Genomic DNA, 22,243 nt, shown 5'->3' with positions numbered 1-22,243 from the left:
GCGATCCGTCCCTTTTCAGGTGATTCGGTAGTTGCCGTGCGAGGGCGCGTCCTTGCAGGCCGGAGCGCGGATGGCCGGATTTCCGCGGCGAGGCATGAACAGTTGGTGCCATGGGGAACACCGGGTGGGGTACAGCGGTTGGCATTTTGCGTACCACTGCTCCCGGAGGCGCCGGACGGCACCCCACCCGGGGGGTCGCGTGGGTGTGCATGGGTACATTCGTAGGGCACCAAGGCGATCGAGGACCTGACGAGGACGACCGTGAAGCCCCCGAGTGCGCCGGAAGAGAGTAGAGCGCCGAGGAGGGCGACCTGATGCTGGACCGCGTCGCTTTGCGGGGACTCAAGGCCCGCGGGCACCACGGGGTGTTCGACCACGAGCGCGAGGAAGGCCAGACGTTCATCGTCGACCTCGTGCTCGGCATCGACACCCGTCCGGCGGCGTCCGGCGACGACCTGGAGCTCACGGCGCACTACGGTGTCATCGCCGAGCAGGTCGTGGCCGTCGTGCGGGGAGAGCCGGTGAACCTCATCGAGACGCTGGCGCAGCGGATCGCCGACGCCTGCCTGGAGCACAAGCAGGTCGAAGAGGTCGAGGTGGTCGTGCACAAGCCCGACGCCCCGATCACGGTGCCGTTCGACGATGTGACCGTGACGATTGTTCGGAGTCGTGTGTGACGGATCTGGGGACGGACACTCTCATGCGCTTGCAGGCCCTCAGCGGCCCGCACCGCGCCGTACTGGCACTGGGCAGCAACCTGGGCAACCGCCTGGAGAACCTCCAGGGCGCGATCGACGCGCTCGCCGACACCCCGGGGATCCGGGTCAACGTCGTCTCACCGCTGTACGTGACCGAGGCGGTGGGCGGCCCCGAGGACCAGCCCGCGTACTTCAACGCGGTGATCCTGGTCGACACCTTCCTCTCGCCGGAGATGCTCCTGGAGCGCGCCAACGCGGTCGAGGAGGCGTTCCAGCGCGTGCGCACCGAGCACTGGGGCCCGCGCACGCTGGACGTCGACATCATCGTGTACGCCGACCGGGTCTCCGACGATCCGGAGTTGACCATTCCTCACCCGCGGGCCCACGAGCGGGCCTTCGTGCTGGCCCCGTGGGTCGACGCGGATCCCGCCGCGGAGATCCCGGGCCAGGGCCGGGCGGCCGACCTGCTGGCGAAACTCGGCAGGACGGGCGTCGAGCGCCGCGACGACCTGGAGCTGAGGCTTCCCGAGTGAAGCCGACGCGCCCCGCACTCCTGCTCGGCCTGGCCCTGGCCACCGGGGCGCTCTCGTACGGCGCCGTCGACCTCTGGCTGACCCGCGGCACCCCGCCGGGCGTGCCGGTGCTGGCGCCGTTCGTGCTGCTGCTGCTCGCGGTGGTGGCCCTCGCGACGGGCCTCTCGCTGCGCAACCGCTTCAAGGCGCAGCGCGAACGGCGCCGCGACGCCCGCCCGGTCGACCCGCTGACGGCGGCCCGGGCGGTGGTCTTCGCGAAGGCCAGCTCGCTGGTCGCGGCGCTCATCGCGGGGCTGTACGGCGGCTACGGCCTGTACCTGTGGATGCATCTCGACAACGACGTCCGCCGCGAACAGGCCGCCCGCTGCGGCTTCTCGGTCGGCGCCGCGGTCCTCCTGATCCTGGCCGCGCTGTTCCTGGAAAAGGTCTGCCGAGTCCCCGAGGACCCGGACGACCCGGCGAACCCGACGGGTTCTTCGACCTCCCGCTGACGCGCCCGGCGCCTTCCCGGCGTGCCGCGGTCGTCCACAGCACCCGAAACAAGCCCCCACCCCAGGGGGTTTCAGCACAGCAGCGGCCGATCGTGCGTCGGGTTGTCCACAGCCCTAGTCGCCGATGCTGTCGATCGTCTCCAGGACCACGTGTTCCGGGGCGATGCCCGCTTCCTCGGCGCCGACCGAGCGACGCAGGGCCTCGTGGAGGCGTTGGGGGGTCAGGACGCCCAGGAAACGGCCGCCGTCCACGACGGCGATCCAGCCGGCGTCGTACTGGAGCATCATGCCGAAGGCGGCCTTGAGCGAGCTGTCCGCCGGGACCCACGCCTCCATGCGGCGCGCGCGGTCGCGCACGGTGCCGGTGCCGGTGATCGGCTCGCGGTCGTCTATCCAGCCGTGCAGATCGCCCTCGGTGTCGAGGACGACCGCCCAGCGCGAGTCCGCCGCGCGCAGGCTCTCGCGGGCGTGCGTGAGGCTGTCGTCGAGGCGTACCACCGGCGGTTGTTCGAGGTCGTCGGGGGTGATCGGGGTGACGGCCAGGCGCTTGAGGCCGCGGTCGGCGCCGACGAAGTCGGCCACGTAGTCGTTGGCGGGGGAGCCCAGCACGGCCAGCGGTGTGTCGTACTGCTCGATCCGGCCGCCGGGGGCGAACACCGCCATGCGGTCGCCCATCCGGACCGCCTCGTCGATGTCGTGCGTCACGAGCAGCACGGTCTTCCGGAGCTCCGCGTGCAGGCGCAGGAACTCGGTCTGCAACCGGTCCCGCACCACCGGGTCGACGGCGCCGAACGGCTCGTCCATCAGCAGTACGGGCGGGTCCGCGGCCAGCGCCCGGGCCACCCCGACGCGCTGCCGCTGCCCGCCGGAGAGTTGGTGCGGGTAGCGGTCGGCGTACGTGTCCGGTTCCAGGCCGACCAGTTCGAGGAGTTCGCGGCCCCGGGCCTTCGCCTTGCGGCGGTCCCAGCGCAGCAGCGACGGCACGGTGACGGTGTTGTCGAGGACCGTGCGGTGCGGCAGCAGCCCGCCGGACTGGATGACGTACCCGATGCCGCGCCGCAGTTTGACCGGGTCGCGCCGGGTGATGTCCTCGCCGTTGATCAGGATGCGGCCCGAGGTCGGCTCGATGAGCCGGTTGACCATCTTCATGGTGGTCGTCTTGCCGCAGCCGGACGGCCCGACCAGCGTGACCAGGTCGCCCTCCGCGACGTCCAGCGACAGGTCCTCGACCGCGCCGGTGCCGTCCGGGTAGCGCTTGGAGACCCGGTCGAGCCGGATCATCACCGGGCGTTCGCCGCCCGCGCCGTGCTCGGTGCCCACGGGATCGCCGGGTTGGGACGCCGAGTCCCCTGCCGCGCGCTCCGTGCTGCCGCCTGTCGGCGGGTTCGTCTCCTGCGAGCTGGGCATGCGGTCGCCTTCCCGGTGCGGTCCGGTGACCATTACCCCGTGCGCGCGCGGGCATGCCGTGGCGCGTGTGACACCGGGGAAAATGTGTGTGAAGGGTACGGGCGCGGGTAACGGTGCGGCCGTGACGGCATCGGACACGGCGGCCTCGTCGGGGGACTGCCTCGAACGGAACGCGTGGATCTGCGGCGAGTACGTCAGCGAGTACTGGCCGGACATCGCCACGGCCCTCCGCGCCCACGTGGTGCTGACCGTCGTCTCCGTGGTGCTCGGCATGCTGATCGCGTTCCCGCTGGCGCTCCTCGTACGCCGCTGGCCCAGGACCGGGATCCCGGTGATCGGTTCGACCACCGTCCTCTACACGATCCCGTCGCTCGCGATGTTCGCGATCCTCCAGCCGTGGACCGGCCTCGACCCGTCGACCGTGGTCATCGGCCTGACCCTCTACTCGCTGACCATCCTGGTCGGCAACATGCTCGCCGGCCTGCGCGCCGTCCCCGCCGACGCCGTCGAGGCCGCGCGCGGCATGGGGTACGGCCCGGTCCGCCTGCTCTTCGGCGTCGAACTCCCGCTCGCACTGCCGACCATCATGGCCGGGCTGCGGGTCGCCACCGTCTCCACGGTCGCGCTCACCACCGTCGGCGCGGTGGTCGGGTCCGGCGGCCTCGGCAACCTCATCCAGTCGGGCATCGACACGCAGTTCAAGGCGCAGGTGCTCACCGCGTCGGTCCTGTGCGTGCTGCTCGCGATCGGCTTCGACCTCCTGCTGCTGCTCGTGCAGCGGCTCCTGACGCCGTGGGAGCGCACCGGGGCGAGGCGGCGCTGGAAGCGCGACTCGCCGTTCGTCCCCGGCCCGACGGCCGACGTCGGGATCGACGACACCCGCGCACACCCCAAGGCGGTGGCGTGAACACCATCGAGTCCGCGTGGGACTGGCTGACCGACGGCGCGAACTGGTCGGGCAGCGACGGCGTGTGGCAGCGCCTGCTGGAGCACGTGCTGCTGACCGTCGGCTGCCTGGCCGTGGCGACCGCGGTCGCGCTGCCGGTGGCGCTGTGGCTCGGCCACATCGGCAAGGGCGGCGCGCTGGCCGTCAACATCTCCAACATCGGACGCGCGGTCCCGACTTTCGCGGTCCTGGCGCTGCTCGGCCTGAGCCCGCTCGGCATGGGGACGACGACGACCGTGGTGGCGCTGGTCCTCTTCGCGATCCCGCCGATCCTGACCAACGCGTACGTCGGCATGCGCGGCGTCGACCGCGAGGTGGTCGAGGCCTCCAAGGGCATGGGCATGTCCGGGCCGCAGACCCTGTGGCGGGTCGAACTGCCGCTGGCGCTGCCGCTGGTGGTCACCGGGCTGCGCACGTCGGCGGTCCAGGTCGTGGCGACCGCGACGCTCGCCGCGCTCGTCGCGGGCGGCGGCCTCGGGCGCATCGTGACCGCGGGGTTCCAACTCCAGGACCAGGGGCAGGTGGTGGCCGGGGCGTTCCTGGTCGCGGTGCTCGCGCTGGTGGTGGAGGGCGTGTTCGCGCTCGCGCAGAAGGCCGTGGCGCGTACGCCCCGGCAGGGCTGAGGGGAGCGGGACTTGTTGTCGACCGACTCGTCGACCGGCCGCGTGCGGCGGGGCCTCCGCCGCCGTGCCGCCGCGCTCGGCGCCGCCGCGGCCCTGCTCTGCGGCGCGACCGGGTGCGGGCTGCTCGACAAGGCGGTCGGGACCGGCGGCAGCGGCATCGCGGTGGGCTCGTCGGGGTTCACCGAGAGCCGGATCCTCGCCGAGCTGTACCGCCAACTGCTGGAGGCGGGCGGCGTCGACGCGTACGTCAAGACGGTGAGCAACCGCGAACTGCTCGAACCCGCCCTCGCCAAGGGGGAGGTGGCGGTCGCCCCGGACTACGCGGCGACGCTCGCGGAGTTCCTCAACCTCAAGGAGAACGGCCCGGACGCGGAACCGGTGGCCTCCCCGGACATCGGCGCGACGATGGACGTGCTCGCGCGCCTCGCCGCCGAGCAGAACCTGCGGGTGGGCGTACCGGCACTGGCGGTGGACCAGAACGCCTTCGCGGTGACCCGGGAGTTCGCCGAGAAGAACAACCTCAAGACCCTGTCCGACCTGGGCGCGTCGGGGATTCCGGTGACCATCGCGGCGGGCGAGGAGTGCAAGGTGCGGCCGTTCTGCGCGCCGGGGTTGGAGAAGACGTACGGCATCAAGGTCGCCGGCGTCGATCCGCTCGGTGTGGGCACGGCCGCGTCCAAGCAGGCGGTGCAGCAGGGGCGCGACCAGATGGCGCTGGTGACCACGACGGACGCCACGCTCGACCGGTACGGCCTGGTGCTGCTCGCCGACGACCGCAAGCTCCAGAACGCGGACAACATCGTGCCGGTGGCCTACCGGGGTGAGGCCGACCGGGTGCTGCCGATTCTGGACAAGTTGTCGCCGGTGCTGACCACCGAGGACCTTGCCGAGATGAACAAGAAGGTGGACCAGCAGCGGCGGCGTCCCGCGACGGTGGTCGAGGACTACCTGAAGGAAAAAGGCTTGATCTGACCGCTGCTCGCCGTTCGCCGCAAATCGAGGTTTGATTTGTCGATACATCATCAGAATCCGGTGTGGCGCCATGCGTTCGCCCGTACGTCCGCGTTAGGGTCACGTCTATGCCTCGTGGACGTCACCGCCAGTCCTCCGCCCTCATGCGCATATCCGTGCTGGCCGCGGCACTCACCCCTGCGCTGACAGCGGTCATTCTCGCGGCAACGGGCAGCGGGGCGGGGGTGCTTCGCGTCGCTGTCATATGCGCGGTGACATCCGCTGCGGCCGTCGTCGAGCTGCTGCGCCGCAGCCGGATCGGGTACGGCCGGGATCTGGCCGCCCGCCGCCGCGAGCGCGAACACCTCGACGGGCAATTGGACGAGGTGCGCGAGGCGCACGCCGACACGATGACCCGGCTGGCCGGCCGGGAGCGGGAACTGGCCACGGTGCGCGAGCGCGAGACGCGCCTGCGCGAGGGCGACACCCGGCTGCGCGAGCGGATCGCCAAGCTGGAGGTCCGTGCGAAGACCCTGGAGGCCCGCACCGACGAGGCGCTGGGCCGCGCGAAGCGGGCGGACGCCCGGGCCGCGGAGTCCGAGGTCCGTGCCGCCGAGGCCGAGAAGCGCGCGGCGGAACTGGACGCGCTGGTCTGGGACCTTCCGTCACGCCCGGTGCGCCTGACGCGGGAGCTCCTCACGCGCGGTGCGGCGTCGCTGCGGAACCTGGAACGCGAGGCGACGCGGTCGGCCGAGGTGGATGCGGAGCCGGTTGTCGCGCCGGTCGCGCCGGTTGCGGCACGCGTCGCGGAGCCGGTCGCGGCGCAGGGAGCGGTCGGGTCGGCTGCCGAGGCGGCGGCGGTTGTCGCCGAGGCGGCGTCAACTGGCGGTGCGGCTGCGGTTGTTGCGGCGGAGTCGGATGTCGAGGGCAACTCCGTGGACGAGCCTGCTCCGAAGATCGCGCCGGTTGCCGAAGTCGCTTCGTTTGACGAGCCTGCGCAGGTTGAAGGGCCTGCGCCGGTTGACGAGTCCGCACCAGTTGTCGAGTCCAAGCCGGTTGACGAGCCCGTCGGGACCGCCGCCCCGGTCGTGCCCGGGATCCCCGGCGTGCGCCACCGGCCGATCGCCGTCGAGGGCCTCGTCCCCGCGTACGCCGCCGCGATGTACGGCCTCCGCCCGGCCGCCCCGATCGCCCCGCGCCCCGAACTGCCCGCCGCGCGGCTCCCGGTGCCGCGTCCGCCCGCCGAACTCGTGGTGCCGCAGCCCGCGGACGAGGACGCGCCCGCGCTCGACCTCGGCATCGGCTCCCTGGAACCCGCCGTCACGGCCCTGCCCGCGGACGACGCCGTCGCCCGCGTGATGCGCGACGTCGCGGACACCGTGCGGGCCACGAACCAGCGCATGTCCCGTTCCCAGAGCGCGAGTTCGTTCGACTTCTTCGGGCGCCAGCTCCCTGCGGGCGGCGCGGGGGCCGTCGACGTGACCGAGACCGCCGACGTGACCGTGCGGCCGCAGCCGCAGGCCCTGGCGTCGGAAGCACAGACGTCCGGAACACCCGAAACACAGGCGTCCGAAACGCAGACGTCCGGAGTCCCGGCATCCGAGACCCCCGCGGCCGCAGCTCCGCGTGCCGTCCGCGCCCCGCGCGACGCCGGCCCCCGCATCGTTCCCGTCGGACCCCGTCCGCTGGTGACGCACGAGCCGCGCACCGGCCGTCCGATCCCCGTCGACCTGACCGCACACGACGACACCGAGCAGCTCCCCAAGATCGTCGACGATCGCCGCCACGCCTGACCATCCGTCAACTTCCGTTACCCGCAGCTCACTTGTCGATGTCGCCGACCACGAAGAACATCGAGCCCAGCACCGCCACCATGTCCGCCACCAGGCAGCCCGGCAGCAGCTCCGACAGCACCTGCACGTTGTTGTACGACGCCGAGCGCAGCTTCATGCGCCACGGCGTCTTCTCCCCGCGCGACACGAGGTAGTAGCCGTTGAGCCCGAGCGGGTTCTCCGTCCACGCGTACGTGTGCCCCTCCGGCGCCTTGAGTACCTTCGGCAGCCGCAGGTTGATCGGCCCGGGAGGCAGCGCCTCCAGCCGGTCGAGACACGCGTCCGCGAGGTCGAGGGAGTTGTCCGCCTGGTCGAGCAGGCACGAGAAGCGCGCCAGGCAGTCGCCTTCCGTGCGGGTCACCACCTTGAGCACGTCGGCGAGTTCGGCGTACGCGAGGTACGGCTCGTCGCGACGCAGGTCGAAGTCGACGCCCGAGGCCCGCGCGATGGGGCCGCTCACGCCGTACGCCCGCACCATCTCCGGGGACAGCACGCCGACGCCGCCGGTCCGCGCCCGGAAGATCTCGTTGCCGTGCACGAGGTCGCGCAACACCGGTACGCGCGAACGCACTTCGGCGACCGCGTGGCGAACTCGCCCGAGCCATCCCGCCGGTAGATCCTCCTTCAGCCCGCCGACCCGGTTGAACATGAAGTGCATGCGCCCGCCGGAGATCTCCTCCATCACCGCCTGGATCTCCTCACGGTCCCGGAAGGCGTGGAAGATCGGTGTGATGGCACCGAGTTCGAGCGGGTACGAGCCGAGGAACATCATGTGGTTCAGCACCCGGTTGAGCTCCGCGAGCAGAGTCCGGGCCCACACGGCGCGTTCGGGCACCTCCATGCCGAGCATGCGTTCGACGGCGAGCACGACGCCGAGCTCGTTCGAGAAGGCGGACAGCCAGTCGTGGCGGTTCGCCAGGACGAGGATCTGTCGATAGTCGCGTACCTCGAACAGCTTCTCCGCGCCGCGGTGCATGTAGCCGACGATCGGCTCGGCGCGGACGATCAGTTCGCCGTCCAGCACCAGGCGCAGCCGCAGGACCCCGTGGGTCGAGGGGTGCTGGGGACCGATGTTGAGCACCATGTCGGTGGTGTCGAGCTGGTCCGCGCCGATCCCGACGCCGAGGGTGGCCTCAGTCATGCGGCAGATTTTGCCAGGCTTCCGGGCCGCTGCCCGGATTGTGTGCCCACCGTTCCGAACCGGGCCGCATACGCTGAAAGGCATGGATCACGCCCTGGCACCCCCCGAGCAGCCGTGGCATCCCGTCTCGGAGCAGTTGTTCCGCGTGCGGCGGTTCCTGCTGGTGGGTGCGATGGTGCCGATCGCGGTGGCAGGGGGTGTGCTGGCGGCGCTGTTCGTGGCGACCTGGCTGGGCGCGCTGATCGCCGCGGCGGTGCTGGTGGGGCTGGTGTGGGGGGTGATCGCGCTGCGCCGCAACCAGCGGTCGTGGCGGTACGCGGAGCGCGCCGACGACCTGCTGATCTCGCACGGCGTGCAGTTCCGGCGGCTGACGGTGGTGCCGTACGGCCGGATGCAGTTCGTGGATGTCACGGCCGGGCCGGTCGAGCGCCGCTTCGGCATCGCCACGATCAAGCTGCACACCGCGTCGGCGGGGACGGACGCCGTCATCCGCGGCCTCCCGCCTGAGGAGGCGGCGCGCCTGCGCGACCGCCTGGCCGAACGCGGCGAAGCCCGCTCCGCGGGCCTGTGAGGCGGCACGCGCCATGACCATAGACCACCCCGAACACGGCACAGCGCCTGTCGGCCCACTGTCGTCCTCCGAAACGTCGGACGACGCCGACCACACCCCGCACCCCGCCCCCGCCCCGCCGCGCGGGGAACACCCGGCCCACCCGGCCCACCCTGACCACCCGGGCCACCCTGACCACCCGGGCCACCCTGACCACCCGGGCCACCCTGACCACCCGGGCCACCCTGACCACCCGGCCGACACAGGCGGCGGGACTCATGCCCACCGCCCCGCCGGCCCCGGCGGCCAGGCACACTCCGGCAGCCCGGATCGGGCGGCCACGTCGGTCCGGTCGGACCACCCGACGCACGCCGACGGCCCGACGTACTCGGACGACCCGCCCCATCCCGACCACCCACGCGACCCGGCGCACCCGGCGCACGCGGCGCACCCCGGGCACTCCGCCAACCCGACGCACCCCCGCCCCTCCGACAGTGCGGAACCCCGCCGCCTCCATCCCCTCACCCCTGTGGCCAAGGGGTGGAAAGCCATGGCGGTGGTCATCGCGATCTTCGGGCAGCACGCCGCCCGCACGCAGGAGACGCGGCTCGGGGTGATCGTCGCGGGCTCGGTGTTCCTCGGGGCGCTGCTCTGGGGACTGCTGAGCTGGGCGTTCACGGTGTACCGCATCGAGGACGACGACCTGCGGATCGACTCCGGCGTGCTGTTCCGGCGAACCCGGCACGTGCATCTGGGCCGACTCCAGGCGGTCGACGTCGTCCGTCCGTTCATCGCCCGGCTGATGGGCCTCGCCGAACTGAAGCTCCAGGTCGCCGGCGGCGACTCGGCCGAAGGGTCGCTCGCGTACGTCCGCGAGTCCGACGCGTCCGCGCTGCGCGCCGAACTGCTCGCCCGCGCCGCCGGCGTGCGCCCGGACGCGGGGGAGGCCCCGGAACACCCGCTCGTGGTCGTGCCGATGCCGGTGCTGATCGGCTCCGTGCTGCTGTCGTTCGCCGCGTGGGCGTTCCTCGTCCCGAGCGTCGGCCTGGTGATCGCCGGGGTCGCGATGGGCAACGAGGCGCTGCTGCTCGGCTTCATCCCGCTGTTCATCGCCGCCTGGCAGTTCACCGCCGGTCGGGTGCTGCGCTACTTCGACTTCACGCTGTCCGAGTCGCCCGACGGACTGCGGCTCGCGCACGGTCTGATCGAGCACCGCCACCAGACCGTGCCGCCGGGCCGCGTGCAGGCCGTGCGGATCGTGCAGCCGGTGCTGTGGCGCTGGAAGGGCTGGGTGCGGGTCGAGGTCAACGTCGCGGGCTACGGCGCGCAGGAGGACGGCACGGACCACCACGAGTCGACGCTGCTCCCGGTCGCCCCGCGCGAGGTGGCCCTCGGCCTGCTCGGGCGCATCCTGCCCGGGGTCGACGTCGGCTCGGTGCCGCTGACGCCGGTCCCGAAGCGGGCCCGCTGGCACAGCCCGGTGCGCCGCAGCCGGATGTACTGCGGGGCCGACGACCGGGTGTTCGTGGTGCGGCGAGGGGTCTTCCAGCGGGAGACGGATGTCATCCCGCACGCGAAGGTGCAGAGCGTACGCCGCACGCAGGGCCCGATCGAACGCCTGCTGGGCCTGGCCACCGTGCACCTGGACTCGACACCCGGCCCCGTGCGCGTGACGGCCCAGCTCAGGGACGCCGAGGAGGCCATGCGCCTGGTCGACGAACAGGCCGAAAGGTCACGTATCGGACGTCGAGGAGAGGGGCCTCACAGGTGGTCGGCGCACTCCGGGGGTTCCCCTGAAAGGATCGATGACTAATATCTGACGCATCGTCATATTCTCCGGGAGGTCACGATGAGTCAGGTGCCAGCGCCGCTGGCCGGGGTCCGCATCATCGAGTGTTCGATGCTCGGTCCCGCCGCCATCACCTCGGCCCTTGTCGACCTCGGTGCCGAGGTCATCAAGATCGAGCCGCCGAACGGCGACTACATCCGCGACATGACCTGGCCGATCATCGAGGGCGTCTCGCTGATGCACCTCCACATCAACCGGGGCAAGAAGTCGCTGGTCCTCGACCTGCGCAAGCCCGAGGCCGTCGCCACGTTCAAGGAACTGGTCAAGGACGCGGACGCGGTCATCGAGGCCATGCGCCCGGGCGGCCTGGCCAAGCGCGGCATCGGGTTCGAGGACCTGAAGGAGATCAACCCGAAGATCGTCTTCTGCACGATCTCCGGCTACGGCGCCACCGGCCCGTACCGCGACATGCCGTCGCACGGTGTGGCGTACGACACGTGGGCGGGCGTCGTGAAGCCGGCGTTCACCGACGAGGGCCACCCGTACACGCCGGAGCACGCGTCGATCGGCATCCACGCGGGCCCGCTGTTCGGTGCCCTCGGCGTGTTGGCGGCGATCATCCGCGCCCGCGCCACCGGCGTCGGCGGGCAGATCGACATCGCACAGTCGGACGCCGCGGCGGCGATGGACTGGCTGCGCAGCGAGACGTACAAGGCGTACGAGCGCCCCGAGTCCGAGGTCACCGGTAACAAGACGGACAACTACGTCCGCCGCGCGCCGGGCACCGCGGGCATGACCGAGGGCGTTCGCTACCAGATGTACAAGTCCTCGGACGGCTACATCCTCTTCATGGCCTCCGAGCAGTCGCTGTGGAAGAACTTCTGCGAGGCCGTCGGACGCCCCGACCTGTTCGAGAAGTGGCCCGGTTCGACCTACGCCGACCACGCCGTGGGCAACCTCGAACTACGCGACGAGCTGCGCAAGATCTTCGAGACGCGCACCTCGCTCGAATGGCTGGCCTTCGGCAACGAGGCGAACACCCCCATCGCCCCGGTCAACGACCCGAAGACCATCGCGGACGACCCGCAGTTCCAGCACCGCTTCACGTGGTTCCCGAAGGAGGAGCTGGGCTCCGACCAGCTCTCCAGCCCGATCCACTTCGTCGGCGAGGACCTGCCGCGGCCGTTCCACGCGCCGACGATCGGCCAGCACAGCGACGAGGTCCTCAAGGACCTGCTCGGCTACGACGACGCAAAGATCGCCGAACTGCGCGAGGCGGGCGTCCTCGGCAAGAGCTGACGTTGAGCCCGACAGGCATGCGGCGCGTGCGGGCGGGGCGCCACAGTGCACCCCGCCCGCACGCACCACGCGAGACGGCGCGCGGCGCTATTTGTTCATGCTCTGCTTCAGGTCCAACCCTGCCGGGTCCAGGCTTCGGCCGGCCTCACGGAGGACAGCAGGCACCTCGCGGTTGACCTCNCCCCCCCCCCCCCCCCCCCCCCCCCCCCCACCACGCGAGACGGCGCGCGGCGCTATTTGTTCATGCTCTGCTTCAGGTCCAACCCTGCCGGGTCCAGGCTTCGGCCGGCCTCACGGAGGACAGCAGGCACCTCGCGGTTGACCTCCGGCGCTGCTCGGGCGGCCGACTCGGCCGCGGCCGACACAGGGAGGAACCCCGCCACCGTGGCCTGCGGAGCCTTCGAGGCGGGTACACGGCCCGGGACGTTGGGATCCGCGGTTGTGTGCCCGCGGGCGGCGGGCTGACCCGGACGTGGCGCTGGACCCGAGCCTCGGTCAAGCGCTCGCTGGTTGGCCGCTCCGCGGAGCTCGGTGCGCAGATCCGATGCCGCCTGTGCTATCGACCTTTCGGGTTTGGCGTCGGCTTTCTCGGCGGTCGGACTCCCATCCCGTGCCGCCTTTGCGGCTCTGGCTTTCTCGAAGTGCTCTTGGGCTGTGAGGGTCCGCTCGGCGGCGGCTGTCGCGAGTGCTTCGCTCACCGGTGTGGGCGTGCTGGCCTTGTCCCGGTCCTTGGTCTGAATCTTGGTGCGGAGTTGTCCGGCGCCAATGCCCAAGGCCCTGAAGACCTCCTTGAACTCCATCGCAGCGCACCGCCCTTACCCGGTCATCACACGAGCGCAGGAACCTCAGTCTGTACACCCTGCACCATCCAGCGGAAGCTGCCTAGGCCCTCACGCGCGGTCAGTTCGCCTGCCTCGCCTGCCTCGCGCAGGGCGGTGAGGTACCTGCGCGGGTCACTGCGGGCCAGCTCGTACGGCGGGCGCGCCCCGCTCACGCCGAGCGCCCGCAGCGCGGTCCGCTGCGTCAGATGCGTTGTCCCGGTCGCCCCCGCGGCTTCGCCCGCCGCTGCGATTGCGTCGACCGCGACGTGCGAGGTCACGTCGCAGGTGCCGTCCGGGACCGGGGGAACGGCACGGCCCTGGCGGTAGCCGGCGAGCGTGCCGAACAGGGGCCGCGACGCGCGCTCGTGCCCGTAGTCGATCGCCACCGCGATGCCGGACGACAGCGCACCGACCGCCGCCGCCCACGCCTCGTCGCGCGGTACGCCCACCTCCGCGCGCAGCCCCGGCTCCGCCCCCTTGAGCGGCCACCACCGGTCGAGCCAGGCCGCATCCGTACCGGAGGCCTCCGCGCCGAGGCGTTCGCGCCCGGTCCCCGGCTCGACCTCGACGATCCGCGGCACGCCGTGTGCGTCCACCTCGACGACGTCGACGGGGACGTTGTCCAGCCACTCGTTGGCCACCAGCAGGGCGGACACGTCGCCCGGCACCTCCGCCGACCAGCCGATCGAGGGCGGCAGTGCCTCGGGACGCGCGGCCACGTCGACACCGTGCAGCGCCAGTGCGGGATCGATGCGCCGCAATGCCACCAGCAGTTCGCCGCGTCCGGCGCCGACGTCCACGACCGTGCGCAGCCCGGCCGCCCGGGCGAGCCAGGCCAGCGCCCCCGCGAAGAGCGGCGAGGCGTGGACCGATGTGCGGAAGTGCCCCGCGGGACCCTCGGGACGCAGATAGAAGCCGCCGCTCCCATACAGGGCCCGGTGCGTCGCGTCCCGCCAAGTGGACCAGGTGTTCATCGCCGACGACGCTACCGCCCCCAACCCTTGAAGGAACGGCCCCGAGCAGCCCGGGATAAAACTCTTGGTGGCGATATGCGCAATTCGCCACCGCCCCGCCGACCCGCCCTACCGCCGTCCGCGTGGCTGCCTCGCCCCCCACCGATCGGGCCTCCCGTCCCTGAGTCGGCCCCCGAGGCGGCCCTGACTCCCATGCGCCTCGTCTCGTCGTGGGGGACGAGGCGGCCGACGCTTCCGTCTCACCCGTGCGGTGCCGCCCTGATACCTACGTCGTACTGGGCTTTCCCCACGCAGGCGGACGTCTGCTCCCCGCGGGGTGCTTAGGGTCGAAGACATGCAGACGTTGTATGAGTGGTTGCGAAGGCACCCGTTCGCCGTGGACGCGGCGGGTGCCTTTGTGCTGCTCATGCTCGGGTCCATCGCCGTGATCGGTGAGAACGCCCGCGACGAGGCGGCCGCCAACGCGTTCATCACGCTCGTCCTGTGCGCGTCGATGGCGGTGCGCCGCAAGCACCTCCTGGTCGCGGCCATCGGCGCCATCGCCGGCGGACTCATGCAGATCGCCGCGGGCATGCTCCCGCTCGTCGCGGACGCCGCGATGATCGTCGTCCTGCACTACGCCGCCAAGTCCGGGCCGCGCTGGATGTCGCGGCTCGGCCTCGTGCTCGCGTTCGTCGGCCCCGGGTTGCTCGCGCTGCGCATAGAGCCCGAGGAGCCCGGCGGTCTCCGGGAGCGGTTCTTCTTCTTCGCGTTCGTGTCGTTCATGCTCGTGATCGCGTGGGTGCTGGGCGACTCGATGCGCACGCGCCGCGCGTACTACGCCGAGTTGGAAGACCGCGCGGCCCGGCTGGAGCGCGAGCGCGACGCCCACGCCGAGGTGGCCGCCGCCGCGGAGCGCGCCCGCATCGCGCGCGAGCTGCACGACGTCGTGGCGCACAACGTGTCGGTCATGGTCGTGCAGGCGGACGGTGCCGCGTACGCCATAGACGCCGCCCCCGACCGCGCCCGCGACGCCCTCGGCACCATCTCGACCACCGGGCGCGAAGCCCTCGCCGAGATGCGCCGCCTGCTCGGCGTGCTGCGCTCGGACGCCGACCGCGGGCCGTACGCCCCGCAGCCCGGGGTCGAGCAGCTCGGCGACCTCGTCGACCGGGTGCGCGACGCGGGCCTGCCCGTCGACCTGCGCATCGTCGGCGTGCCGGTGGAACTGCCCAAGGGCGTGGCGCTCGCGTCGTACCGCATCGTGCAGGAGGCGCTGACCAACACCCGCAAGCACGCCGGGCCGACGGCCAACGCGTCGGTGGTGCTCGGCTACGGCGAGGACGCCTTGGAGATGACCGTCACCGACGACGGCCGCGGCGCGGACGCCCCCGGCGACGGCATGGGCCACGGCCTCGTCGGCATGCGCGAGCGCGTCGCGATGCTGGGCGGCCGCATCGAGACCGGCCCCGCCCCGGGCGGCGGCTGGCGCGTCCGGGCCCTGCTGCCGTACGTCGCCGAAGCCGGACCGACGACGGTGCCCTCCGCGAGCGGCAACCGCCCCCGCAGCAAGCCCTCCGCCGCCTTCCCGGCGCGGACCACACCCCCCGTACCGCCCGCACCCACCGCACCCACCGCACAAGGAGCCGCATGACCATCCGGGTGATGCTGGTCGACGACCAGGAACTGCTGCGCACCGGATTCACCATGGTGCTCCAGGCCCAGCCCGACATGGAGGTCGTCGCCGAGGCGGGCAACGGCGCCGAGGCGATCGAGAAGGTCCGTTCGACCGCGGTGGACATCGTGCTGATGGACGTCCGCATGCCGCGCATGGACGGCGTCGAGGCCTGCCGCCGCATCTGCGACGACGGCCCCGACGCGATCACGCTGCCGCCGGGCCGGGAGCGTCCCAAGGTGCTCATGCTGACGACGTTCGACCTCGACGAGTACGCCTTCGCGGCCATCAAGGCCGGCGCGAGCGGCTTCCTGCTGAAGGACGTGCCGCCCACCGAACTGCTGTCCGGCATCCGCGCGGTGGCGTCCGGCGACGCGGTCGTCGCGCCCAGCACCACACGGCGCCTGCTCGACCGCTTCGCCCCGATCCTGCCGAGCGAGTCGGACGCCAGGCCGGAGGCCGTCGAGCTGCTGACCGAGCGCGAGCACGAAGTGCTGCTGCTGGTCGCCCAGGGCCTGTCCAACGCGGAGATCGCCGAGCGGCTGTTCCTGTCCGAGGCCACCGTCAAGACGCACGTGGGACGCATTCTGATGAAGCTCGGGCTGCGCGACCGCGTGCAGGCGGTCGTGCTCGCGTACGAGACGGGCCTCGTCCGCGCGCGCGGCGCCTGACACGGGCGCGCGGCCGGGTCGGATGCCGGGCCCGGTCAGTCCGTGTAGAAGCCCCCGTCCGGGTGGAGCATCTCGCCGGTGAAGTACGACGACTGCTGGCTGGCCAGGAACAGCGCGGCGTCCGCGACCTCGCGCGCGGTCCCCATGCGCTTGAGCGGCACATTGGCCAGCAGGCGTTCCTCCAGGTCCGGCAGCCCGCGTACCACCGCCGTCATGTTGGTCTCGATGAAGCCCGGGCCGATCGCGTTGACCCGGATCCCGGCCGGGCCCAGTACCCGGGCGGCGTACTTGGTGAGCATCCAGACCCCGGCCTTGGACACCGAGTAGGCCGGCGCGCCCGCCTCCGGGTGCTTCGCCGCGATCGACGCGATCGTGATGATCGAGCCGCGCTTCTTGAGATCGAGCATGACGCGGGACGCCGCCTGCACCGCCAGCAGCGTGCCGGTCAGGTTGACGTCCAGCACCTTCTGCCACTCGGCGAGCCGCAGCTCGGTGAAGCGGCGCATGGGGTCGGGCTGCTCGCGCGCGTGCCTGGCGGCCTTGCGGGCGACGATCTCCGGCTGGTCGCTGCGGTAGTCCGCGGTCGAGATGCCGGCGGCGGTGACCAGGATGTCGATGCCGCCGAAGACGTCGACGGCGTGCTGCATGACGGTCTCGTTGTCGGTCGGGCTGCTCGCGTCCGCGTGCATGTACGCGGCGCGGCGGCCCTTCTTCTCGACCGCGGCGATGGTGTCTATCCCCTGTTCGTCGAGGATGTCCGCGACGACGACGTCCGCGCCCTCCTCGGCGAAGCGCTCGCAGCAGGCGCGCCCGATGCCGTTGGCGCCCCCCGTGACCACCGCGACCTTGCCGTCCAGGAGCCCGCGAGCGCCGTCCTGACCCTGCCCCATGTGCCGTTCCCCTCCCGGTCCGCGCGCCCGGCACCCCCGGCGGCGTCCGCCGCGCGCGTACCGACCCATCCTGCCCTTCCGGATCAGTACTCCAAACCGGCCCTCGAAACCGACGGCCCCCTGAGGCATGCTGTTACACCGTTACAGATATGACGCCGCATCAGGAGGCACCATGACCACCCTTGCCGACGGCCCCGACCTGTCGATCCACATCGGCGCGGACGACCTGCCGTTCGTCGAGATCGGCGGCGGCAACAAGCTGAAGGTCATCTGCGTCAAGCCGCAGGAGGGCCTGTGGATCGTCGAGAACGTCTTCCAGGCCGGCTTCCAGGCCCCGATCCACCGGCACACCGGCCCGGTCTACGCCTACACGACCGCGGGGGCGTGGAAGTACGCCGAGTACGACTACGTCAACCGCGCCGGCTCCTTCCTCTACGAGCCCGCCGGCTCCGTGCACACCCTCACCTGCCTGGAGGCGGACACCCGGGTGTGGTTCCAGATGTACGGCGCCAACCTCAACCTGGCCGCCGACGGCACGACGATCGACTCGGTCACCGACGGGCCCTCCACGCTCCGCGCCTACTACGCGCTGTGCGAGGCCCAGGGCTTCGGCCGCCCGAACGTCCTCGTCGCGTAACCGCCCGCCCGCGCCGGCCCACGCCCGTCCCGCAGGATCGCCGCCGACGCCGCTCCAGCCGCCACCAAAGGGGTCCACCAGCGATGACCACCACCGTCCCGGACATCTACACGCCCGACCTGTACATCGCGGGCCCGCCGCACGACCTGTTCACCGAACTCCGCCGCACCCAGCCGGTGTTCTGGCAGGACATGCCCGGCGAGCCCGGCTACTGGGCGGTGCTCAAGCACGCCGACGTCGAGTACGTCTCCCAGCACTCCGAGCTGTTCTCCGCCGAGCGCGGCGGCATCGTCCTGGAGGACCTGGACGACGCCCGCCTCGAAGCGCTGCGCGGCAGCCTGCTCGCGATGGACCCGCCGCGCCACCGGCAATACCGCAAGCCGCTGGTGAAGTCCTTCACCGCGAAGGTCGTCGGCGGCATGGAGGCCCGTATCCGGGAGATCTGCCGGGAGATCTTCGCCCGGCTCGACGGCGACGTCGAGTTCGTGCACGACGTCACCTCCAGCCTCCCGACCCAGGTCATCGGCGAGCTGATGGGGCTCCCGCAGGAGGACTGGGACTACATCCACCGGTTGGCCGAGCGGAACACCACGGGCCAGGACCCGGAGGTCGGCGGCACCGAGGAGGACGGCTACGGCCCGGGCGCGGCGTCCATCGAGATGGCGAAGTACGCCATCGGCTTCGCCATGAAGCGCCGGGCGGAGCTGGCCGAGGCCGAGGAGCCGCCGGAGGACCTGACCACGCTGATCCTGGAGTCGGAGTTCGCCGGTAAGCGGATGTCCGACCTCGACTTCGGCATGTTCTTCGTGCAGTTGGTGACGGCCGGGAACGACACGACGAAGACGATGTTGGCGGCGGGGCTGCATGCGCTGCTCACCCACCCGGACCAGTTCGAGGCGCTGCGCCGGGATCCGTCGCTGGTGCCGGGGGCGGTCGAGGAGATCCTGCGCTGGGCGAACCCGCTGCACTACTTCCGCCGGACCGCGACGCGGGACGTCGAACTGCGCGGGGTGCGCATCAAGGCCGGCGACAAGGTCGCGATGTACTACACGTCGGCGAACCGCGACGAGGAGGTGTTCGAGGACGCGCAGGGCTTCGACATCTTCCGCCGCCCGAACCCGCACCTGTCCTTCGGCTTCGCCGAGCACTTCTGCCTGGGCGTGCACATCGCCCGCCTGGAGGGCCGCGTCTTCTTCGAGGAGCTGATCGCCGCCTACCCGCGCATCGACCTGACCGGCGAGCCCCGCCGCGTCCGCTCCAACCTCAACAACGCCCTGGCCGAACTGCCGGTACGCCTGCACCGCGCCTGACGCCCGGCCGCCCACCGCCCGACCTTTCGCCGACCTTCATCGACCTTCATCGACCCCCGGACCGCGCCGTGCGGCCCGGGGGTTTCGTTTTCCCCCGATGGGAATTGTGAAATGAACCGATATGCGCAATATCACCCGGTATGTTCCCCTGAGGGTCGGAGGTTCACATGCGCAAGCTCATGGCTCGCGTGGTCCTCAGGTCCGCGCTCGCGATATCCGCAGTGGGCATCGTCACCGCCGCCGGGGTGTTCGGCGGGGACTCGAACAGCAGTACCCCCGACAGGTCGGGTCAATCGGCACACGCACGCGCCGCCGCCTACGGCATGCCCGTCCCGGCGCACGACCCGGAACGCGGCCAGGCCCCCGCCCCGCTGCCCGGCGCCGAGAGCCCCCGTACCGAGCCCGCCGGAGCCGGCGCTTCCTCCTACACCCTCCGCACCGAGAACGGCCCCCGCGCGGCCCTCGCCGCCCGCATCGTCACCGCGACGCTGCTGCTCACGGGCCTGGTCCTCACCGGCCTCGGCGCGATCGGGATGCGCGGGCCCAGCCTGCTGCGCCGCCCCGCGGACGACGCGGAGCCGGTCGCGGACGATGCGCCACCGTACGTCGGCGGGGCCGGGGAGCCCGGCACACCGGCGTACGCGCCCCTCCACGTCCCCCGGCCGGGAGGCCACCCGCGATTCGGCCCGCCCCCCACGTGAGTACGCTGATCAGGCCAGTACTCGTCCGGTACCCACCGCGGACTGGAACGGAAGGCCATCGTGAACGACAACGACCCCCTCGCCGTACCCCAACGGCGCCCCCGCCCCGCGGACCCCGCGGACCGACCCGCCCGCCTGGCGGTCGGTGTCGTCGGCGCGGGGCGCGTCGGCGCACCCCTCGCCGCCGCGCTCGCCCTTGCCGGCCACCACGTGGTGGCCGCGTCCGGCGTCTCGGACGCCTCCCGGCGCCGTGCCGAGGACCTGCTGCCGGACGTCCCCCTCACCACGCCGCAGGACGTCATCGCGCGTGCCGACCTCGTCCTGCTCACCGTCCCCGACGACGCGCTCCTGGACCTCGTGTCGGGGCTCGCGTCCACCGGCGCGCTCAAGCCCGGCCAACTGCTCGTGCACACCTCCGGGCGCTTCGGCGTCTCGGTGCTCGAAGAGGCCGCGCGTGCCGGGGCGTTGCCGCTCGCGCTGCACCCGGTCATGACCTTCACGGGGACCTCCGTCGACGTGCAGCGGCTGGTCGGCTGCTCGTTCGGGGTGACCGCCCCCGAGGTGCTGCGGCCGGTCGCCGAGGCGCTGGTGGTGGAGATGGGCGGCGAACCCGAGTGGATCGACGAAGCCGCCCGCCCGCTCTACCACGTGGCCCTCGCCAACGGGGCGAACCACCTGGTCACGCTGGTCGCCCAGTCCCGCGACCTGCTCGCGGCGGCGGGCGTACGCGCGCCCGACCGCATGCTCGGCCCGCTGCTCGGCGCGGCCCTCGACAACGCGCTGCGCTCCGGCGATCTCGCGCTGACCGGTCCGGTCGCGCGAGGCGATGCGGGCACGGTGGCGGCGCACGTCGCCGAACTGCGCCGGGTCGCCCCGGAGGCGCTCGCCGCGTACATCGCCATGGCCCGCCTGACCGCCGACCGCGCGCTGACCGCCGGGCTGCTCAAGCCCGAGTCGGCCGAGGCGCTGTTGGACGTGCTGGCCGAAGGGGGCGCGTCGTGACGCTCCACCGGGAACGCCGGGTCCGCCTGGTCCGCACCCACGGCGAACTGCGCGGGCAGGGCGCCGACTTCGCGACGCCCGACAACGCGCGGGCGGTGGTCATGACCATGGGCGCGCTGCACGACGGGCACGCGGCGCTGATCCGGGCGGCGCGCAAGGAGGTCGGCGAGTCCGGCGTCGTCGTCGTGACGGTGTTCGTCAACCCGCTCCAGTTCGGGGCCAACGAGGACTTCGGACGCTACCCGCGCACGCTGGACGCCGATGTGGAGGTGGCCCGCGAGGCGGGCGCCGACATCGTGTTCGCGCCGTCGGTCGACGAGGTCTACCCGAACGGCGAGCCGCAGGTGCGCGTGTCGGCGGGGCCGATGGGCGGCGTCCTCGAAGGGGCGTCCCGGCCCGGGCACTTCGACGGCATGCTGACCGTCGTCGCCAAGCTGATGAACCTGACGGCACCGGACGCCGGACGGCACACCGCGTTCTTCGGGGAGAAGGACGCGCAGCAGCTCGCGCTCATCCGGCGCATGGCCGCCGACCTGAACCTGCGGGTGACCGTGGTCGGCGTCCCCACCGTCCGGGAGCCCGACGGCCTGGCGCTGTCCAGCCGGAACCGCTACCTGTCGGCGTCCGACCGCGGCACCGCGCTCGCCCTCAACCGCGCCCTGCGGGCCGGGGCGGCGGTGGTAAGTGCGGGTGCCAGAGCCGTCCATGACGCCGCGTCAGCGGTCGTCGCGGAGGCCGCCTCGGCGACCCCGCCCCTCGAACTCGACTACCTCGCGCTGGTGGACCCCGCCACCTTCACCGAGGTGCCCGAGCACTACTCCGGCCCGGCTGTCCTCGCCGTCGCCGCCCGGGTCGGCACGACCCGTCTGATCGACAATGTCCCCCTGGTCATCGCAGGAGCACGGTCATGATGCGCACGATGTTCAAGTCCAAGATCCACCGGGCCACCGTGACCCAGGCCGACCTGCACTACGTCGGCTCGGTCACCATCGACGAGGACCTGCTCGACGCCGCCGACCTGTTGCCCGGCGAACTGGTGCACATCGTCGACATCGACAACGGCGCCCGGCTGGAGACGTACACGATCGCGGGCCCGCGCGGCACCGGCATCATCGGGATCAACGGCGCCGCGGCGCGGCTGGTGCACACCGGCGACCTGGTGATCATCATCGCGTACGCGCAGGTCACCGACGAGGAGGCGCGCGACATGAAGCCGCGCGTGGTCTTCGTGGACGGGGCGAACCGGATCACGGGGACGGGGCACGACCCGGCGGAGGTGCCGTCCGGGAGCGAACTGGTGCGCGGTGATGTGCCGGCGCAGCG

Annotated in this window: 22 protein-coding genes and 1 pseudogene; 18 read left to right on the top strand and 5 right to left on the bottom strand. The window is 72.1% G+C overall.

The annotated features are described in order from the left end of the window. Positions 1 to 317 precede the first annotated feature (317 nt). Genes folB through ACRX5S_RS19355 form a run of 3 tightly spaced genes read left to right on the top strand, consistent with a single transcriptional unit; the run spans position 318 to position 1,722 of the window. Positions 318 to 677, top strand: coding sequence for a dihydroneopterin aldolase (folB, locus tag ACRX5S_RS19365; protein WP_436774398.1), 360 nt, complete (start codon positions 318 to 320; stop codon positions 675 to 677). A gap of 23 nt (positions 678 to 700) precedes the next feature. Continuing rightward, on the top strand, positions 701 to 1,231 hold the full coding sequence (folK, locus tag ACRX5S_RS19360) for a 2-amino-4-hydroxy-6-hydroxymethyldihydropteridine diphosphokinase (RefSeq protein ID WP_436774397.1): 531 nt from the start codon (positions 701 to 703) through the stop codon (positions 1,229 to 1,231). Next, complete coding sequence (locus ACRX5S_RS19355; RefSeq protein WP_436774238.1) at positions 1,228 to 1,722, top strand: DUF3180 domain-containing protein; 495 nt, start codon at positions 1,228 to 1,230, stop codon at positions 1,720 to 1,722. The genes folK and ACRX5S_RS19355 overlap by 4 nt, the downstream gene beginning before the upstream one ends. 114 nt (positions 1,723 to 1,836) lie before the next feature. Here ACRX5S_RS19355 and ACRX5S_RS19350 read toward each other — a convergent pair whose 3' ends face one another. Next, positions 1,837 to 3,003, bottom strand: a complete 1,167-nt coding sequence (locus tag ACRX5S_RS19350) for an ABC transporter ATP-binding protein (protein WP_436774396.1) — start codon at positions 3,001 to 3,003, stop codon at positions 1,837 to 1,839. 247 nt (positions 3,004 to 3,250) lie between these two features. On the opposite strand from ACRX5S_RS19350, the gene ACRX5S_RS19345 reads away from it, so the two are divergent. The 4 genes from ACRX5S_RS19345 (at position 3,251) to ACRX5S_RS19330 (ending at position 7,442) form a co-directional block, all read left to right on the top strand. Beyond that, a complete protein-coding gene (locus ACRX5S_RS19345) occupies positions 3,251 to 4,036 on the top strand; it encodes an ABC transporter permease (RefSeq protein ID WP_436774237.1) in 786 nt (261 codons plus the stop codon). Beyond that, complete coding sequence (locus ACRX5S_RS19340) at positions 4,033 to 4,698, top strand: ABC transporter permease (protein ID WP_436774236.1); 666 nt, start codon at positions 4,033 to 4,035, stop codon at positions 4,696 to 4,698. The genes ACRX5S_RS19345 and ACRX5S_RS19340 overlap by 4 nt, the downstream gene beginning before the upstream one ends. A gap of 12 nt (positions 4,699 to 4,710) precedes the next feature. Further along, positions 4,711 to 5,670 (top strand): ABC transporter substrate-binding protein, encoded by a 960-nt coding sequence (locus ACRX5S_RS19335; protein WP_436774235.1) that lies wholly within the window; start codon positions 4,711 to 4,713, stop codon positions 5,668 to 5,670. Between the two features lie 107 nt (positions 5,671 to 5,777). Further along, positions 5,778 to 7,442: a hypothetical protein gene (locus ACRX5S_RS19330; RefSeq protein ID WP_436774234.1), complete on the top strand. Its 1,665-nt coding sequence runs from the start codon at positions 5,778 to 5,780 to the stop codon at positions 7,440 to 7,442. A 28-nt stretch (positions 7,443 to 7,470) separates the two neighbouring features. On the opposite strand, the gene ACRX5S_RS19325 is transcribed toward ACRX5S_RS19330, so the two are convergent. Beyond that, positions 7,471 to 8,622 (bottom strand): NADH-quinone oxidoreductase subunit D, encoded by a 1,152-nt coding sequence (locus ACRX5S_RS19325; RefSeq protein ID WP_436774233.1) that lies wholly within the window; start codon positions 8,620 to 8,622, stop codon positions 7,471 to 7,473. Between the two features lie 82 nt (positions 8,623 to 8,704). On the opposite strand from ACRX5S_RS19325, the gene ACRX5S_RS19320 reads away from it, so the two are divergent. The 3 genes from ACRX5S_RS19320 (at position 8,705) to ACRX5S_RS19310 (ending at position 12,260) form a co-directional block, all read left to right on the top strand. Next, positions 8,705 to 9,193 carry a PH domain-containing protein gene (locus tag ACRX5S_RS19320; RefSeq protein WP_436774232.1) on the top strand — a complete coding sequence of 163 codons (489 nt, stop codon included), beginning with the start codon at positions 8,705 to 8,707 and terminating at the stop codon, positions 9,191 to 9,193. 529 nt (positions 9,194 to 9,722) lie between these two features. Continuing rightward, positions 9,723 to 10,985, top strand: a complete 1,263-nt coding sequence (locus ACRX5S_RS19315; RefSeq protein ID WP_436774231.1) for a PH domain-containing protein — start codon at positions 9,723 to 9,725, stop codon at positions 10,983 to 10,985. Positions 10,986 to 11,021: 36 nt separating this feature from the next. Further along, complete coding sequence (locus ACRX5S_RS19310; RefSeq protein ID WP_436774230.1) at positions 11,022 to 12,260, top strand: CaiB/BaiF CoA transferase family protein; 1,239 nt, start codon at positions 11,022 to 11,024, stop codon at positions 12,258 to 12,260. Positions 12,261 to 12,493: 233 nt separating this feature from the next. Here ACRX5S_RS19310 and ACRX5S_RS19305 read toward each other — a convergent pair whose 3' ends face one another. Both ACRX5S_RS19305 and ACRX5S_RS19300 read right to left on the bottom strand, forming a co-directional pair. Further along, positions 12,494 to 13,060, bottom strand: a complete 567-nt coding sequence (locus ACRX5S_RS19305) for a hypothetical protein (protein WP_436774229.1) — start codon at positions 13,058 to 13,060, stop codon at positions 12,494 to 12,496. Positions 13,061 to 13,086: 26 nt separating this feature from the next. After that, positions 13,087 to 14,055: an SAM-dependent methyltransferase gene (locus tag ACRX5S_RS19300; RefSeq protein ID WP_436774228.1), complete on the bottom strand. Its 969-nt coding sequence runs from the start codon at positions 14,053 to 14,055 to the stop codon at positions 13,087 to 13,089. Between the two features lie 334 nt (positions 14,056 to 14,389). Here ACRX5S_RS19300 and ACRX5S_RS19295 point away from each other — a divergent pair, with 334 nt between their 5' ends. After that, complete coding sequence (locus ACRX5S_RS19295; RefSeq protein WP_436774227.1) at positions 14,390 to 15,688, top strand: sensor histidine kinase; 1,299 nt, start codon at positions 14,390 to 14,392, stop codon at positions 15,686 to 15,688. Continuing rightward, a complete protein-coding gene (locus ACRX5S_RS19290) occupies positions 15,685 to 16,380 on the top strand; it encodes a response regulator (RefSeq protein WP_436774226.1) in 696 nt (231 codons plus the stop codon). The genes ACRX5S_RS19295 and ACRX5S_RS19290 overlap by 4 nt, the downstream gene beginning before the upstream one ends. A 35-nt stretch (positions 16,381 to 16,415) precedes the next feature. On the opposite strand, the gene ACRX5S_RS19285 is transcribed toward ACRX5S_RS19290, so the two are convergent. Further along, positions 16,416 to 17,270 (bottom strand): SDR family NAD(P)-dependent oxidoreductase, encoded by an 855-nt coding sequence (locus ACRX5S_RS19285; protein ID WP_436774225.1) that lies wholly within the window; start codon positions 17,268 to 17,270, stop codon positions 16,416 to 16,418. Positions 17,271 to 17,442: 172 nt separating this feature from the next. Here ACRX5S_RS19285 and ACRX5S_RS19280 point away from each other — a divergent pair, with 172 nt between their 5' ends. From ACRX5S_RS19280 to panD, 6 genes and pseudogenes are all read left to right on the top strand, one after another. Beyond that, entirely contained in the window at positions 17,443 to 17,907 is a 465-nt protein-coding gene (locus ACRX5S_RS19280) for a 2,4'-dihydroxyacetophenone dioxygenase family protein (protein ID WP_436774224.1), read from the top strand. An 83-nt stretch (positions 17,908 to 17,990) separates the two neighbouring features. Next, the gene (locus tag ACRX5S_RS19275; protein WP_436774223.1) at positions 17,991 to 19,217 is read left to right on the top strand and encodes a cytochrome P450; all 1,227 of its coding nucleotides are present in this window, start codon (positions 17,991 to 17,993) and stop codon (positions 19,215 to 19,217) included. Positions 19,218 to 19,384: 167 nt separating this feature from the next. Continuing rightward, positions 19,385 to 19,918 carry a hypothetical protein gene (locus tag ACRX5S_RS19270; RefSeq protein WP_436774222.1) on the top strand — a complete coding sequence of 178 codons (534 nt, stop codon included), beginning with the start codon at positions 19,385 to 19,387 and terminating at the stop codon, positions 19,916 to 19,918. Positions 19,919 to 19,978: 60 nt separating this feature from the next. After that, a complete protein-coding gene (locus tag ACRX5S_RS19265; RefSeq protein ID WP_436774221.1) occupies positions 19,979 to 20,920 on the top strand; it encodes a Rossmann-like and DUF2520 domain-containing protein in 942 nt (313 codons plus the stop codon). After that, a complete protein-coding gene (gene panC / locus ACRX5S_RS19260) occupies positions 20,917 to 21,831 on the top strand; it encodes a pantoate--beta-alanine ligase (protein ID WP_436774220.1) in 915 nt (304 codons plus the stop codon). Before ACRX5S_RS19265 ends, panC begins: the two co-directional genes overlap by 4 nt. Beyond that, positions 21,828 to 22,223 (top strand): annotated as a pseudogene (panD, locus tag ACRX5S_RS19255) (aspartate 1-decarboxylase); the annotation flags it as partial. The gene panC and the pseudogene panD, both read left to right, overlap by 4 nt. Positions 22,224 to 22,243: the final 20 nt, after the last annotated feature.

Origin of the sequence: Yinghuangia sp. YIM S09857 (assembly GCF_051388915.1) — a bacterium.
Classification (GTDB): Bacteria; Actinomycetota; Actinomycetes; order Streptomycetales; family Streptomycetaceae; genus Yinghuangia.
Note: the sequence above shows the minus strand (reverse complement) of the source record. Positions and strands in the feature narration are given on the sequence as shown.